The following is a 15,470-nucleotide window of genomic DNA, read 5'->3' as shown; positions in this document are numbered from 1 at the left end:
GCCAACGGATGTTGGCGCCGGCGATTGAGGGCCTTGATCAGAACCGATAGGTTCTGATCAAGGCAACAGAGTATAAACGAAAAGCACAGGAAGCGGCGGGGGGCTCAAGCCTCCGCCGTCTCTCCACCACCGGAAAGCGCCAGCTTGCTGGCCACGATGGCGGCCTGGGTCCGGCTGACCACGCCCAGGCGGCGTAGGATGACGGTGACATGGGCCTTCACCGTCGTTTCCACCACGCCCATTTCATAGGCGATCTGCTTGTTCAGCTTGCCCTCCGCAATGCCGGCCAGCACGCGCAATTGCTGCGGCGTCAGGCCGGCAACGCGGGCGGCCATGTCGCCATCACCCGGCACCGCCGGGCCATTGGTGGATGGCAGCCAGACATTGCCATCCATCACCGTCTTGATGGCTTCGCCAATATGGGTGATGGGGGCGGATTTCGGCACGAAACCAGAGGCACCATAATCCATGGCGCGCTGGATGGTGGTGGCATCCTCCATGGCGGAAACCACGATCACCGGCACGGCGGGAAATTCGTTGCGCAGCAAGGCCAGACCGATCAGCCCATTCATGCCGGGCATATGCAGGTCCAGCAGTACGGCATCGATATTGTCTTCCCGCTTCAAGGCTGATTCCACCTCCGGGAAGCTCGCCGCCTCCACCGTCGTCAGTCCTGCAATGGCACCGGTGACCGATTGACAAAGGGCCGCGCGCATCAATGGATGATCGTCGGCCACCAGAATGCGGAATGCCATACCCTGATCCCCTCCCCTGGGACGCTCACCGGGGCTTCGCCGCCCCATTCTTTCTTCAGGCAACGACCACGTATCACCATTATGGACAAGGGGGGCACCCATTATCCACGGTCGCCGGCTGATCTTAAGGGTGGATCGACCCAATACGGAAGGGGCAATGGCGGAAATCGACATTGTGTTGAAGAGTATTACAACCGCAGCCTTGCCATGTCCCCTTTCCAGGCCAAGGGAGGGCGGCCTTCAAAGGGCATCGTTAACGGGCGCCCGGTTTGGGGCTGTTTGCGGCAGACCGCAAACAGCCCCAACGCCGACATTTAGGGAACAGCAATAGGCCCTAGCGGAACGCCACCCCCGGCGGCAGCCCAAGCCGGCGAAAGATCATCGCCGCCGGGCAAAAGCCGGTGATCCCGGCCTGCAGCATGTTCAGACCGACAAATACCGTCAGCAACAGCCAGACCGGCCCCACCAGCCAGGCAAGGGCCGCACTGATCAGCACCATGGTGCCGGCAAAGGAGAGCACAGCTTTATCAACATTCATTTCCGTCTCCATTTTCAACAGGGGTCAACTCAGCCTTCCATCACTTTCTTGATGTTCAGCCGTTCCATCAGGAAATGTTCGTAGAAAGGTTCCGCCGTGCCACGGCGGACCTTGTGCAGAAAGTACTTCTCGAACCCGATCTTGGCATAATGCACCCAGGTGCCCTTGGCCGACCAGTTGACATTGCGCGGCGGGATTTGTGGCTTGGCGACGAAGGCCACCCCGCCATCCCCGAAATCGGCCAGACAGACGGCGTTCAGCGTCGGGCTATGCACCGGTTTGTCGCCCCGCAACAGCGCGCCGATATTCAGTGCCGTCGCCGTGACCATGGATTCGATCATGAATCCGGTTTTGGGCACGCCCACCGGCACCGGGGTCGGCCCTATCGGCGGCAGCGCCACGCAGACGCCGATAGCGAAGATATTCGGGAAGGCCGTGTTCTGCTGATGCTTGTCCACCAGCACAAAGCCGCGCGGGTTGGTCAGCCCCTCGATCCCCCGGAGGGCGGGCACGCCGCGAAAGGCGGGCAGCAGCATGGCATAGGCGAATGGCAGGTCATGGGCGGCGGCGATCTGGCCGCCCATCGCCATTTCCTCCACAATCATGCGGTCGGGATTGACCTGCTTCACCCGCGCATTGGTCACCCATTTGATGTGGCGCTGCCGCAGCTCGCTTTCCATCATGGATTTGGTGTCGCCCACCCCGTCCAGCCCCAGATGGCCGATATAGGGTTCGGGCGTCACCAGGGTCATCGGCACCTTGTCGCGGATGCCGCGCTTGCGCAGTTCCGTATCCAGCACAAAGGCGAATTCATAGGCCGGGCCGAAGCAGGACGCCCCCTGCGCCGCCCCCACCACCACCGGGCCGGGCTTGGCGCAGAACCGCTCAAATGCTGCAAAGGCCTCAGTCGCGTGCGGGGTCTGGCAGATAGATTGGGTATGGCCCTGCGGCCCCAGGCCCGGCACCTCGTCAAAGGCCAGGTCGGGGCCGGTGGCGATCACCAGATAATCATAGGTCAGGCTGCTGCCATCCTTGATATCGATGCGGTTTTCCGCCGGATGCACCCGTGCTGCGCCTGCATCGATAAAACGGATATTCTTGCGTCCCATGATGGGCGCCAATTCCACCTCGATCTCCGGTGCCTTGCGCCAGCCCACCGCCACCCAGGGGTTGGAGGGAACGAACTGAAACCGGCTGCCCTGGCCGATCAGGGTCAAGCGATCCTCTGGGCGCAATTGCGGTAGCAATTCATAGGCCATGATGGTTCCGCCCAGGCCTGCCCCTAATACGACAATCTCAGCCATGTGGTTTCCTCCCGCAATGGGGCCGGCTGTCCCGGCACCTCAACTATGATTGGACAACGATAATGTATATTCGTAAATATGAAGATATGAATAACTAGCCGGTCCCGCCATGCGTTGCGGGCATATAGGATCGGATTGACGACCGGCATTTGCAGCGATACCTTCATAGCTCTGAATATAAATATGAAGGATCTCCAGTGATGCTGAAGGAACATTCCCCCGCCCAGGTCAAGGCGCTGCTGGCTGATCGTTCCATCCTGCTGGTGGATGTGCGCGAACCGGCGGAATATGCCGGTGCCCGTATCCACGGCGCGCTGCTGTTCCCGCTTTCCAGCTTTGATCCTGCGGCCCTGCCGCCGCCGGGCAAGGTGCGGGTGGTGTTTCATTGCGGTTCCGGCAAACGCTCAGCCATGGCAGCAGCCCGCTGTGCAGAGGCCGGGATCGACCATCATGAACATATGGCGGGCGGCATTCAGGCCTGGATCGCAGCCGGCCTGCCCACCGTCACGCTGGACCCGGCCAGCGGCGGCACCATCGACCGGCGTTAAGAAAAACCCAGAACGGGGGGGAACCGCCTATGCGTGCCTTTTTATTGCCGACCCTGACAGCCCTGCTGCTGACACCTGCCGCCCTGGCGGCGGGGGGGGATTTCACCGTCACCCTTCAGCCCTTGCCGGATGAAAAGGCGGTGTTTGCCACGGTGGAGACGGTGGACAAGGTGCCGGCGCGGGTGCGCACCGGCGGCACCATCACCGGCCTGACCGTGCGCGAAGGCGATACGGTTACCGCCGGACAGGTGATCGCCCTGATCGGGGATGAGAAGCTGGGTTTGCAGCAAAGCGGGTTGGAAGCCCAGATCGCTGCCGCCCGCGCCCAACTGGCCCAGGCCCAGGCCGACCTTCAGCGCGGGGAGGCTTTGTCGAAAAACGGCTTCATCACCCGGCAGCGGTTGGATGAGTTGCGCACCGTGCTGGATGTGGCAGCCAACAACCTGAAGGCCCGCACCGCCGAACGTGCCGTGGTGGGCCAGCAGATGCGCGAAGGCCAGGTGCTGGCACCCGCCGCCGGGCGGGTATTGACGGTGCCGGTCACCCAAGGGTCCGTGGTGCTGGCGGGGGAGGTAGTGGCTACCATCGCCAGGCGGGATTATGTACTCCGACTGTCTGTGCCTGAACGCCATGCCGCCAGTCTGAAACCTGGCGCGCCGGTGCGGCTGGACGGGGAAGATATCGCGCCCGGTGCCGGTAACGGGGAAGGGGCCATTACCCTGGTCTATCCGCAGATCAGCGAGGGGCGGGTTCAAGCTGATGCCAAGGTGGATGGCTTGGGTGACTATTATGTCGGCCAGCGCGTGCGTGTCTGGATCGATGCTGGCGAACGACCGGTGATTCTGGTGCCCGCCCATCACCTCACCACCCGCTTCGGGCTGGATTTCGCGCAGGTGCGCCGGCCTGACGGCAAGGTGGAGGAAGTGCCGGTACAGCGCGGCCAGCCCCGCCCGCTGCCCGGCGGTCTGGCTGGGGTTGAAATCCTTTCCGGCCTGCGCAACGGCGACATTCTGGTGCAGCCATGAAACTGGGACTTTCCGGTCTTCTGACCCGGGCGACCCTGCGGTCGCCGCTGACCCCGTTGTTTCTTATGGCCTCTCTGGTGGCCGGGCTGATCGCGCTGGCCACCATCCCGCGGGAGGAGGAGCCGCAGATCAGCGTGCCCATGGTGGATATCATGGTCAGCGCCGACGGGTTGAAGGCGCCTGACGCGGCGGAACTGGTCACCAAACCGCTGGAAGCCATCGTCAAGGGTATCAACGGCGTTGACCATGTTTACAGCCAGACGTCTGATGATCAGGTGATGGTGACCGCCCGTTTCAAGGTGGGCACACCGGAGGATGATGCCATCCTGCGCGTCCATGCCAAGGTACGGGCGCATCTGGATGAAATCCCTACCGGCATCCCCGAACCGCTGATTGTCGGGCGCGGCATCAATGATGTGGCCATCGTCACGCTCACCCTGTCGCCCAAGCCCGATCAGGCTGACCGTTGGACCGACCGCGACCTGGGCAAGCTGGCGGAAAAGCTGCGCACCGAACTAATCAAGGTGCCGGATATCGGCCCCAGCTATCTTTCCGGTCGCATCGGCGAACAGGTGCGGGTGGAACCCGACCCGGAAAAGCTGGCGCTCTACGGCATCACGCTGGAGCAATTGACAGCCAAGGTGCAGGGCGCCAACCGTTCCTTCCTGGCCGGGCGGCTGCTGGAAGGCGGGCGTAGCGTCGCCGTGGCCGCCGGGCAGACGCTGGGCGGGGTGCCCGATATCGGCCTGCTGCTGATCGGCAGCCGCGATGGCCGCCCCGTCTATGTGCGCGATGTCGCCCAGGTGGTGCTGGACAGCGCGCCGCTGGACCGCAGCGCCTGGACCATGGTGCGGGATGAGAAAGGCGCCTTCGTGCGCGTCCCCGCCGTCACCCTGGCCTTGGCCAAGCGGGCCGGGGCCAATGCCGTCACCGTCTCCCAGAACATTCTGGAGCGGGTGGAAAGCCTGCGGGGCCGCCTGATCCCCGATGGCATCAATGTGGAGGTGACGCGCGATTATGGCCAGACAGCCTCTGAAAAGGCCGATGAACTGCTGTTCCATCTGGGGCTGGCTACGCTCTCCATCGTGGCGCTGATCTGGCTGGCCATTGGCCGGCGGGAGGCGCTGGTGACCCTGGTGGTCATTCCCGTCACCATCCTGATGACGCTGTTTGCCGCCCATATCATGGGCTACACCGTCAACCGGGTCAGCCTGTTTGCGCTGATCTTCGCCATCGGCATTCTGGTGGATGATGCCATTGTGGTGGTGGAGAATATCGCCCGCCATTGGGCGATGCAGGATGGGCGCGACCGGCTGACCGCCGCCGTGCAGGCGGTGGCGGAGGTGGGGAACCCCACCATTGTTGCCACCCTGACGGTGATCGCCGCCCTCCTGCCCATGCTGTTCGTCTCCGGCATGATGGGGCCCTATATGGCACCCATCCCGGTCAATGCCTCGGCCGCCATGCTGTTCAGCTTCTTCGCCGCCATGGTGCTGGCCCCGTGGCTGATGGTGAAATTGTCGGGCAAAGGGGCCGATGGCGCTGGGCATGAGGGTGCGCATGATGGCGGGCCGCTGGGCCGGCTTTATCGCCGGGTGGCGACACCCTTGCTCTCCTCCCGCCGCCCTGCCGGGATTTTCCTGGCCGTCGTCGGCATTGCCACCCTGGTGGCGCTGGGCCTGTTCACCACGAAAAGCGTGACGGTGAAGCTGCTGCCGTTTGATAATAAATCGGAATTGTCGGTGGAATTGAACCTGCCGCGCGGCGCCAGCCTGCAGGACACCCAGCGCCTGCTGTTCCAGGCGGCGGAAATCGCCGGTACCTTGCCGGAGGTGCGGTCGGCCCAGATCTATGCCGGCACGGCGGCCCCCTTCAATTTCAATGGTCTGGTCCGTCACAGCTTCCTGCGCGCCAGCCCTGAACTGGGCGATGTACAGCTAAACCTGCTGCCCAAGGGGGAGCGGGATCGGGAAAGCCACGCCATCGCCCTGGACCTGCGCGCCAAGCTGCTGGCGGCCTTGAAGCTGCCGGAAGGGGCGGTGGTGAAGGTGGTGGAGGTGCCGCCCGGCCCACCGGTGCTGGCCACCTTGCTGGCGGAAATCTACGGTCCCGATGCCGCCACCCGCCGCGCCGTGGCGCTGGAGCTGCGCAAGCTGTTCGCCACCATCCCCTTCATCACCGATATTGATGATAGTTTCGGCACGCCCCAGCCGCGCCTGCGCCTGTCCATCGATCAGGACAAGCTGGAATTCTTAGGCGTTGAACAATCGGCCGTGTACGCGGCGATCCGGACCGTTCTGGGCAGCACGCCTATGGGCTATTCCCATCGCGGGGAGGAACGGTACCCCATCGATATCAGCATCGCCCTGCCCAAGGATGCCCGCGCCTGGACCGAGCGGCTGGCCGCCACCCCGGTGCCGGCCAATGCCCTGCCCGGTTCCAACCGAGTAGTGGAGTTGGGAGAGGTGCTGCGGGTGACGCGGGAGGAGGGCTCGCCCGTGCTGTTCCGCCGCGACGGTTATTTCACCGATATGGTGACCGCCGAACTGGCCGGCCGTTTTGAGGCACCGATCTATGGCATGGGGGCGGTGGCCGACGCGATTGACGCCCATGATTGGGGCAACCTGCCCAAACCCAGCATCCGGCTGGCCGGTCAGCCGGCGGATGAAAGTAAACCCAGCCTGTTATGGGATGGGGAATGGGAGGTCACCTATGTCACCTTCCGCGACATGGGGGCGGCCTTTGGCGTGGCGATCCTGGCCATTTATGTGCTGGTGGTGGCGCAGTTCGGCAGCTTCCGCCTGCCGCTGGTGATCCTGACGCCGATCCCGTTGACCTTGATCGGCATCATGCTGGGCCATTGGTTGCTGGGGGCGGCCTTCACCGCCACCTCGATGATCGGCTTCATCGCGCTGGCCGGCATCATCGTCCGCAACTCCATCCTGCTGGTGGATTTCATCCGCCACGGTGCCGGCAAGGGGCATACCTTGCGCGAGGTCTTGCTGGAAGCGGGGGCCGTGCGGTTCAAGCCGATCCTGCTGACGGCCCTGGCGGCGATGATCGGGGCCGCCACCATCCTGACCGACCCGATCTTCCAGGGGCTGGCGGTGTCGCTGCTGTTCGGGTTGGCGTCTTCCACGCTGCTGACCGTGCTGGTGATCCCGTGCATCTACATCGTGCTGCGCGATGGGGGGAAGGTGGTGTAGGGGGCTTTCTCAAGCCATTATTTACGACAGTCTCTTGGGTGCAGTGGCTTTCCGTAACCATTCCACCGTCACCCCGGCGGAGGCCGGGGTCCAGGGGCCACAGGCGCTTCGTTCTACGATACTGGACCCCGGCCTCCGCCGGGGTGACGGTAGTGGTTGCATGAAAACAGACATTCCCCTTTCCAACGTCGCATGTCGCTACCCTCCCCCCGTTGACGCCCCCCGAAATCCCCTCTATCTGCATGGATATGAATATGCATGACATGCAAGCGAATGCCGACCGTGCGGTCGATCTGTTGAAGGCGCTGGGCAACCGCTCCCGCCTGATGATCTTGTGCCAGTTGATCCAGGGCGAACGGTCCGTTGGCGATCTGGCCCAGCGCATTGGCGTGCGCGAAACGGCGGTCTCCCAGCAATTGGCCTTGCTGCGTAAAGACGGCCTGGTCCGCGCCCGCCGCGACGGCCAGACCATCTATTACGCCCTGGCCAGCGCGGAAGCCGGCCGGGTAATCCAGACCCTGTATGAGCTTTACTGTGCGACGCCGGCGGAGAATGCGTGCGGGTGATATCAAGAGGGATGACCCCTATTCGCAGGGTGCGGAAAAGCCATTTCCCGCACCCTGCCAGCTCCTGATCAGAGCTTCAGCGTCATACCAACAAACAGGTTCATGCCCAGCGCGTCATAAACACCCGGATAGGTATTGCCATTGCCAAAGGAGCTGAGCAGCCCGGCCGCGATGGCCGGCGGGGCCTTGTCGAAGATATTGTTCACACCGGCGCGCAGAGTCGCCCCTTCATAGACTTCCACCGAGCCGGTGAGATCGAAGTAATTATAGGCACCGATCTTGGCGTTGATATTGCTCTTGGTGCCAGCCAGGAACTCGTTATCCGTATTGCTGGACAGTTTGACCGAGCCGAAATAGCGCCAGTTGATCGACAGGTTGGCATTCATCCATGGCATCTGCCAGGTGGTGCGCAGCTGGTGACGCCAGGTGGGGTTGGGCTGGCCGCAGGTGGGGCCGAACAGGCCCTTGCATTCATAGGAACCCAGGCCCGGCAACTGCTCTGTCTCCCGCTTCAGCAGGTAGGTGCCAACCAGACCAATATTGATGCTGCCCAGATCGCGCTGGATCAGATCTTCCAGATCGAACCGGTAATCACCCTGCACATCCAGGCCGGAGGTGCGCAGATAACCGGTATTCTGCTGGGTGGAAACAATATAGCCGTTATTGCCGAACAGCACGCCATTGCTGGGATCACGATGGAACAGATTGCAGAAGAACGGGTTACCCGTCTGGATGCACTGGTTGATGACGGTCTGGGCGTCAACCGCACCGATATATTTGTCGATATTGATGTGGAAATAATCCACCGTCAGCGACAGGCCGGGCACAAATTCCGGCGTCAGCACCACACCGCCGGTGAAGGTGTCAGCCTCTTCCGGTTTCAACAGCGGGTTGCCGCCGCCCTGGGCCACACAGGTATCGGCCGGGCATTCCAGCGTATTGCCATATTGGGCTGCCGTCATGCCGCTGCGCTGGCAGGCCGCCAGCGAGGCGCTGGGATTATTGCCCGAACAAGGGTCTTGTGACGCGACATTCCCCAGGCTCTGCTGGGCATAGAGTTCGCTGATATTGGCGGCACGGACGGCACGGTTATAGGAACCGCGCAGACGCACATCGTCCGTCGGCGCATATTGCAGCTCCGTCTTATAGGTTTTCACCCAATCATCATTGTTGGAATAGCGCGACATGCGGTAGCCGCCATTCAGCGACAGCTCCTTCACCAGCGGGCGATCCTGCACCAGCGGCACTTGCAATTCGCCGTAGAACTCCTCCACATTCAGCTTGCCATTGTTCGGCTTGATGCCGCCGGCCTGGGCCAGGGCATCGGCCTGGTAATCGAGCGTTTCATCACGATGTTCGGCACCCAGCGCGATGCTGAAACCCTGTTCGGCGAACGGGCTTTGCAGGCCGTAATCCCCCAGCTGCCCGGTCACGCCGGCGCTGAACACGCGCTCCGTCTGCACCCCATTGGTATAGGTGGGGGCATAGAGATACTGGTACCCGGCTGCACTGATGCCGTTATATTTGAACACGTCAATCGGCGTACAGGACGGGTCGGTGCCGTCGATCTTGGATTTACAGGTGGGCGTGCCATTGACATTCACCACCTGCAAGGCCTTCTGCGCCTTGGCATTATCGACATTGTTCTTATAGCTCTCTTCCAGCCGGATGCTGGAATAGAGGAAATTGGCATCATAGGTCCAATTGTCGCCCAGCTTGCCGCGCACCCCGCTGCTGACACGATAGGCCGTGTGGCGCAGATCGTCGCGGCGCGGCTCGCTGCCGGGGCCGGTCAGGCGGTAGCCGATGAACGTATCCTTATCGACGGCCTGCCCGGTGGCACTGCCGCAGAGCTGTGCCGCCTGGCCGGCCGACATCAGCGGATTGTCGCAATTGATCTTGAACACCGTACCCTGGAACAGGGCGGACGGGGCCGCTTGCGAGAAGGTATGATCCTCCATGAACATGAAGGAACCATAGAGCTCGGCTTCCACGGCCAACTCATAATGGCCGACGGCACCCGCCGTCACCCGGCTGTCGGAACGCTGGATATAGTTGGTCGGCGAATAATTATAGGCAAAGGAACTGTCATAGGGCACCCAGCTCTTCTGGCCGTCCTTGGTGTTGTTCAGGGTGACATTCATGCCGGTCTGCGCGCTTTGGAACGAGAACAGGCCATAGGAATTATTGCTGGACCCGCCGCAGGCCAGCGCATCGGGGCCGGCCGGATCCAGGGCGCAGGATGAATAGTCGCGGCTGTCCTGGGTGACAGGGTTATTTTCACGGTATCCGGCATAGAAGGTGACATTGCCCTTCTTGTCACCGGAATTGAAGCCCATGGCGACATTGATGTCCTTCTTGGCGCCGTCCCAGGTGCTCTTGGGCGCCAGTTCATATCCCCGTTTGTTCAGCAGGGAACGGACATAGGAATTATCGTTGCGGGTATGGTTGATGGAATATTGCATGTCGGCGTAAACGCCGTCCAAATTCTTGCGCAGAATGAAATTCACCACGCCGGAAATGGCGTCGGAACCATAAACAGCGGAGGCACCGCCGGACACCACATCCACCCGCTCAATCATGGCGCTGGGGATGAAGTTCAGGTCGGCGGTTTCCGGCGGCAGCATCCGCTGGCCGTCGATCAGCACCAGATTGCGCACCGAACCCAGATTGCGCAGATTCACCCGCGCCGTGCCATCCGCCCCGTTGGAGGCATTCTCATTGGCATCGGCAGTGAATTGCGGCAGGCGGTTCAGCACATTTTCAACCTGCACCGCGCCTTGAAACTTGATCTCCGCCTCACCCACGGCGGTCAGCGGGCTGGCCGTCTGCAGGTTCGGCCCTTTCAGGCGCGTGCCGGTGACGATGATTTCGCTCAACTCCTGGTCCTGCGCCAGGGCCATCGGTGCGGTAACGCCGGCCAGTGCGATGGCCGTGCCGGCCAGCAGGCCGACCTTGTGGAATACCCGTTTCATTGATTGAACTCCCCTTTATGACGCTCCCCGTTCCGCGTCTGGGGAAAACTTCGCCCAGTTGGCCCGACATGTCAAATATCTTATACGATATAAAGTAATTACGCTGACTATTTGACCGCGGCAGGGGCAAGCCCCTCGACGCTGAAAGCACATAATATATTGTTATATAATGGTATTTTTAGCTTTTGTGTGGTCAGTCGGCGCGGTCGCGCGGCACCCGCCCAACGGATGCTGAAATGCAAAAGGCCCGGCGGGGGAGCGCCGGGCCTTCGGTCTTGGCTAGGTTATTTCGGCCCGATGGGCCGTGTGGCGGCAGCTTTTTCGACCATGTCGATGACCTGTTTGCGACGCTCACCGGCGAGCGGCAGGCGGGGCAGGCGGACACGTTCGGAGCCACGGCCCATGATCTGTTCAGCCAGCTTGATGGACTGGACGAGATCATGCTCAGCATCCAGATGCAACAGGGGCATGAACCAGCGATAGATGCGCCGGGCCTCTTCAATATCGCCGCGTTGCAGGGCGGCGACCAGGGCCACCGATTCCTGCGGGAAGGCGCTGGTCAGGCCGGACACCCAGCCATGGGCACCCAGGATCATGCCTTCCAGCGCCACATCATCCAGCCCAGCCATCAGCACATAGCGGTCGCCGAAGATATTGATCAGGTCGGTGAAGCGGCGCGGATCGGGGGCGCTTTCCTTGACCGCAACGATGTTGGGAATATCGGCCAGCTTTTCCAGCACGCGGGCGGAGATGGAGACGCGATAGGCGGGCGGGTTGTTATAGAGCATGATCGGCAGGCTGGTCGCCGCCGCCACCGCCTTGAAATGGGTGTACAGCTCTTCTTCGGTCGGCACATAGACCATGGCGGGCAGCAGCATCAGCCCATCGACGCCCAGCGCCTCCGCATCGCGGGCAAAGGCGACGGCGCGGGATGTGGTCAGTTCCGACACGCCGGTCACCACCGGCACCCGGCCGGCCACATTCTCCCGCGCCCGGGCCAGCACCGCCCGCTTCTCGTCGGGCTCCAGCGAGTTATTCTCGCCGCAGGTGCCCAGCAGGATCAAGCCATCCACACCATCGCGGATCAGCGCATCCTGGACACCGGCTGTCGCGTCATGATCAATCGACAAATCTTCCGCAAACTGCGTGGTCGCCGCAGGGTAAACACCACGCCACGTAAGCTCCGCCATCTTAAATCCTCCGTTGAATTGACAATCGTATACAGTATATAATGCCATTTGAAAAGGAGTTTGTTGCTATGCCGCAATTTCTCGTGATTGGTGCAGGCATTCTGGGTTTGTCAACGGCGTTGGCCTTGCAGGACAAGGGCCTGTCGGTAACGCTGGTGGATGACGCGCCGGATCAGCCACCCGCCTCCTGGGGCAATGCCGGGCATATCGCGGTGGAGCAGGTGGAGCCGCTGGCCAGCCCGGCCACGCTGCGCGGGGTGCCGGGGCGCCTGCTGGCCAGCGATGACGCCCTGTCCCTGCCCTTGCGCGACCTCCGGCATTGGCTGCCCTTTGGCATCCGGCTGGCGCTGGCGGCGCGACCGAAGACCTTTCGGGCCGGATCGGTGGCGCTGAAGGGGCTGGTCACCCATTCCATGCCGGCCTGGCAGCGGCTGGTATCCGGGCTGGGCCAGCCCGATCTGCTGCGGCAGGATGGTCATTTTGTCTTGTGGGACACACCGCAGAGTGCCGCCGCCGGCCTGGCCCGCTGGCAGGCCAGCGATACCGGCACCACGGATTTTCACCCCATCGACAGGGAAGAGACGGCGCAGTTGCGCGCCCTGCTGGGGCGTGACCCGGCCGGCGGCATCCGTTTCCGGGGCAGCGGCCAGATTGCCAGCCACGACCGGCTGTTCCAGGCGATGCGGGAGAAGCTGCTGGGCCGGGATGGGCAGATCGTCACTGGCAAGGCCATCGCCCTGCCGGTGACGGATGGAAGGGCGGCGGTGCGGCTGGCCGATGGCACGCTGTTGGCGAGTGATGGCATTATCGTCACCGCCGGGGTGGCCAGCCGCCCGCTGATGGAAAGCCTGGGCCATCGGGTACCGATGATCGCCGAACGCGGGTACCATTTGCACGCCCCGCCGGGGGAATGGCCGGCCGATCTGCCGCCGTTGGTGTTTGAGGATCGGTCGCTGATCGTCACCCGCTTTGCCGATTATCTGCGCTGTTCCAGCTTTGTGGAATTCAGCCATCCGGACAGCCCCGCCGATCCGCAGAAATGGGAACGGCTGCGCCGCCGTGTGCAGGCGCTGGGCCTGCCCTTCCCCCTGCCCGCCGCCGAATGGGTGGGCAGCCGCCCCACCCTGCCCGACTATCTGCCCGCCATCGGTCGCAGTGACCGGGCGGGCAATCTGTTCTATGCCTTCGGGCATCAGCATCTGGGCCTGACGCTGGGGCCATTGACGGGGGAATTGATCGCCGCCCAGGCGACGGACCAGCGCCCCGCCCTTGATCTTTCGCCCTTCGATCTTGATCGTTTCGGATAAGGAATAATCATTATGACAACCGGTATCGGTGGTTCCACTATCGAAATGGAGCTTGCTGGCCTTGGCCCCTGGGCGGATATCGCCCCCGCCATCACCCCAGCGGAGCGGGAGGCGCGGCTGGAACAGGCCCGCCGCCTGATGGGGACGATCGGGGCCGATGCCATGTTGGTGGGGGCCGGGGCCAGCCTGCATTATTTCGCTGGCGTGCCCTGGGGCGCCTCAGAACGGCTGGTCGCCATGCTGCTGACCCGGTCGGGCGATCCGCTGCTGTTCTCCCCCACCTTCGAACTGGGGTCGCTCGCCGCCGACACGGCCATTTCCGCCAGCGTGCGTGATTGGCAGGAACATGAAAGCCCCTATGCGCTGGTGGCCGGCGCACTGGCGGAACGGGGAGTTACCACCCTGGCCATTGATCCTGCCATGGCCTTCACCATGGTGGAGAGGCTGCGCAAGGCCGCACCGGGCGTCAACCTGCTGGATGCCACGCCGGTGATCGATGGCTGCCGCATGGTGAAATCCGCGGCCGAACTGGCGGCCCTGCGTCAGGCCAAACAGATGACGCTGGAGGTGCAACGCCGGGCCGCCCGCATCCTGCACCCTGGCATCACCGCCACGGAGGTGAAGCGTTTCATCGAACAGGCGCATCGGGCACTTAGCGCTGCCGGCAATAGTTTCTGCATCGTCCAGTTCGGCCGTTCCACCGCCTTCCCGCACGGGTTACCAGGGGAAAGCGTGCTGACGGAAGGTGATGTGGTGCTGATCGATACCGGCTGTCTGGTCCAGGGCTATAATTCCGACATCACCCGCACCTATGTGTTCGGCGAGCCCACGCCCGAACATCGGCGCATCTGGGCGATTGAGCGGGAGGCCCAGCAGGCCGCCTTCGATGCCGTACGTCCCGGCGTTCTGTGCGAGGCGGTGGACGCCGCCGCTCGCCGCGTGCTGGAGGCGCATGGTCTGGGCCCCGATTACCGGCTGCCCGGCCTGCCCCATCGGACGGGCCATGGAATCGGCCTGTCGATCCACGAGGCTGCCTATCTGGTGCGCGGCGACAAGACCCCGCTGGCCGCCGGCATGTGCTTTTCTAATGAGCCGATGATCGTCGTACCCGACCAGTTCGGCATTCGCCTGGAAGACCATTTCCATGTGACTGAAACCGGTGCCGCATGGTTCACACAGCCGTCGCCGTCCATCGACCGTCCGTTCGGCTGAACAATGGCAACCCGCCCGTGCAGGTGCCGGGCGGGTGACCTTCAGAACCGGTCCCGTACCAGAGGTCTGATCCGGTACACGGAAAAAAATTCACACAACACCCGTTAAGAGGGTAATTTACCAATCAGCGCTCACCGTATAATATAGATATATAGCCCATATGGGCTAACCAGAATGGCGGTCGCCGATCCGGGGCCTGCTGAAATTGCAACGCCCATCGCCTTGGGCTTAGGGAGAGGTGCTGTATGTTTGGCTGTCCGGGTTACCCGCAAACAATTTCCTATCCCCAAACGATTTCTTATCCGCAGGCGCTCCCCTGCGCCCCCGCCAGCTGCTATTACCCGCAGACCATCAGCTTTGCTCAGCCCGGTACCATCAGCTTCGCTCAGCCCGGCACCATCAGCCTCGCTCAGCCGGGCACCATCAGCTTCGCTCAGCCGGGCACCATCAGCCTCGCTCAGCCCGGTACCATCAGCTTCGCTCAGCCCGGCACCATCAGCCTCGCTCAGCCGGGCACCATCAGCCTCGCTCAGCCCGGCACCATCAGCCTCGCTCAGCCGGGCACCATCAGCTTCGCTCAGCCCGGTACCATCAGCTTCGCTCAGCCCGGTACCATCAGCTTCGCTCAGCCCGGTACCATCAGCTTCGCTCAGCCCGGTACCATCAGCTTCGCTCAGCCCGGCACCATCAGCCTCGCTCAGCCCGGCACCATCAGCTTCGCTCAGCCCGGCACCATCAGCCTCGCTCAGCCGGGCACCATCAGCTTCGCTCAGCCCGGCACCATCAGCCTCGCTCAGCCGGGCACCATCAGCTTCGCTCAGCCCGGCACCATCAGCCTCGCTCA

At 62.8% G+C, this 15,470-nt stretch carries 12 protein-coding genes; 7 read left to right on the top strand and 5 right to left on the bottom strand.

All coding sequences use genetic code 11. From position 1 onward, the window contains the following. Nucleotides 1-104: 104 nt before the first annotated feature. The 3 genes from GE253_RS24645 to GE253_RS24635 form a co-directional block, all read right to left on the bottom strand. Entirely contained in the window at nt 105-755 is a 651-nt protein-coding gene (locus GE253_RS24645; RefSeq protein ID WP_153206818.1) for a response regulator transcription factor, read from the bottom strand. Nucleotides 756-1,089: 334 nt separating this feature from the next. After that, nucleotides 1,090-1,293, bottom strand: a complete 204-nt coding sequence (locus GE253_RS24640) for a DUF2892 domain-containing protein (protein ID WP_089289166.1) — start codon at nt 1,291-1,293, stop codon at nt 1,090-1,092. A 29-nt stretch (nt 1,294-1,322) separates the two neighbouring features. Beyond that, nucleotides 1,323-2,597 (bottom strand): FAD-dependent oxidoreductase, encoded by a 1,275-nt coding sequence (locus GE253_RS24635; RefSeq protein WP_153206817.1) that lies wholly within the window; start codon nt 2,595-2,597, stop codon nt 1,323-1,325. 200 nt (nt 2,598-2,797) lie between these two features. On the opposite strand from GE253_RS24635, the gene GE253_RS24630 reads away from it, so the two are divergent. The 4 genes from GE253_RS24630 to GE253_RS24615 all read left to right on the top strand — a co-directional run bounded on the left by GE253_RS24630 (nt 2,798) and on the right by GE253_RS24615 (nt 7,942). Next, nucleotides 2,798-3,145 (top strand): rhodanese-like domain-containing protein, encoded by a 348-nt coding sequence (locus GE253_RS24630; protein WP_153206816.1) that lies wholly within the window; start codon nt 2,798-2,800, stop codon nt 3,143-3,145. Nucleotides 3,146-3,174: 29 nt separating this feature from the next. Further along, nucleotides 3,175-4,170, top strand: coding sequence for an efflux RND transporter periplasmic adaptor subunit (locus GE253_RS24625; RefSeq protein WP_153206815.1), 996 nt, complete (start codon nt 3,175-3,177; stop codon nt 4,168-4,170). After that, a complete protein-coding gene (locus tag GE253_RS24620; RefSeq protein WP_153206814.1) occupies nt 4,167-7,376 on the top strand; it encodes an efflux RND transporter permease subunit in 3,210 nt (1,069 codons plus the stop codon). The genes GE253_RS24625 and GE253_RS24620 overlap by 4 nt, the downstream gene beginning before the upstream one ends. A 254-nt stretch (nt 7,377-7,630) precedes the next feature. Then, on the top strand, nt 7,631-7,942 hold the full coding sequence (locus tag GE253_RS24615; RefSeq protein ID WP_348770948.1) for a metalloregulator ArsR/SmtB family transcription factor: 312 nt from the start codon (nt 7,631-7,633) through the stop codon (nt 7,940-7,942). Nucleotides 7,943-8,010: 68 nt separating this feature from the next. Here the strand turns inward: GE253_RS24615 and GE253_RS24610 are convergent, their stop codons facing one another. Continuing rightward, nucleotides 8,011-10,917: a TonB-dependent receptor gene (locus tag GE253_RS24610; RefSeq protein WP_153206812.1), complete on the bottom strand. Its 2,907-nt coding sequence runs from the start codon at nt 10,915-10,917 to the stop codon at nt 8,011-8,013. A 284-nt stretch (nt 10,918-11,201) separates the two neighbouring features. Then, entirely contained in the window at nt 11,202-12,107 is a 906-nt protein-coding gene (locus GE253_RS24605) for a dihydrodipicolinate synthase family protein (protein WP_153206811.1), read from the bottom strand. Nucleotides 12,108-12,175: 68 nt separating this feature from the next. Between GE253_RS24605 and GE253_RS24600 the strand changes: the two genes are divergently transcribed. The 3 genes from GE253_RS24600 to GE253_RS24590 all read left to right on the top strand — a co-directional run. Continuing rightward, a complete protein-coding gene (locus GE253_RS24600) occupies nt 12,176-13,414 on the top strand; it encodes an FAD-binding oxidoreductase (protein ID WP_153206810.1) in 1,239 nt (412 codons plus the stop codon). A 12-nt stretch (nt 13,415-13,426) separates the two neighbouring features. Beyond that, the gene (locus GE253_RS24595) at nt 13,427-14,626 is read left to right on the top strand and encodes a Xaa-Pro peptidase family protein (protein ID WP_153206809.1); all 1,200 of its coding nucleotides are present in this window, start codon (nt 13,427-13,429) and stop codon (nt 14,624-14,626) included. A gap of 245 nt (nt 14,627-14,871) precedes the next feature. Next, a partial coding sequence (locus tag GE253_RS24590) for a hypothetical protein (RefSeq protein WP_153206808.1) occupies nt 14,872-15,470 on the top strand: 599 nt, incomplete at its 3' end.

It is taken from the genome of Niveispirillum sp. SYP-B3756, assembly GCF_009495745.1.
GTDB lineage: Bacteria > Pseudomonadota > Alphaproteobacteria > Azospirillales > Azospirillaceae > Niveispirillum.
The sequence above is the reverse complement of the archived record's forward strand: the minus strand, read 5'-3'. Positions and strand labels throughout refer to the sequence as shown.

Coding starts and splice junctions, on each gene's coding strand:
- GE253_RS24645 (WP_153206818.1), bottom strand. CDS start 755: ATGGCATTCCGCATTCTGGTGGCCGACGATCATCCATTGATGCGCGCG.
- GE253_RS24640 (WP_089289166.1), bottom strand. CDS start 1,293: ATGAATGTTGATAAAGCTGTGCTCTCCTTTGCCGGCACCATGGTGCTG.
- GE253_RS24635 (WP_153206817.1), bottom strand. CDS start 2,597: ATGGCTGAGATTGTCGTATTAGGGGCAGGCCTGGGCGGAACCATCATG.
- GE253_RS24630 (WP_153206816.1), top strand. CDS start 2,798: ATGCTGAAGGAACATTCCCCCGCCCAGGTCAAGGCGCTGCTGGCTGAT.
- GE253_RS24625 (WP_153206815.1), top strand. CDS start 3,175: ATGCGTGCCTTTTTATTGCCGACCCTGACAGCCCTGCTGCTGACACCT.
- GE253_RS24620 (WP_153206814.1), top strand. CDS start 4,167: ATGAAACTGGGACTTTCCGGTCTTCTGACCCGGGCGACCCTGCGGTCG.
- GE253_RS24615 (WP_348770948.1), top strand. CDS start 7,631: ATGCATGACATGCAAGCGAATGCCGACCGTGCGGTCGATCTGTTGAAG.
- GE253_RS24610 (WP_153206812.1), bottom strand. CDS start 10,917: ATGAAACGGGTATTCCACAAGGTCGGCCTGCTGGCCGGCACGGCCATC.
- GE253_RS24605 (WP_153206811.1), bottom strand. CDS start 12,107: ATGGCGGAGCTTACGTGGCGTGGTGTTTACCCTGCGGCGACCACGCAG.
- GE253_RS24600 (WP_153206810.1), top strand. CDS start 12,176: ATGCCGCAATTTCTCGTGATTGGTGCAGGCATTCTGGGTTTGTCAACG.
- GE253_RS24595 (WP_153206809.1), top strand. CDS start 13,427: ATGACAACCGGTATCGGTGGTTCCACTATCGAAATGGAGCTTGCTGGC.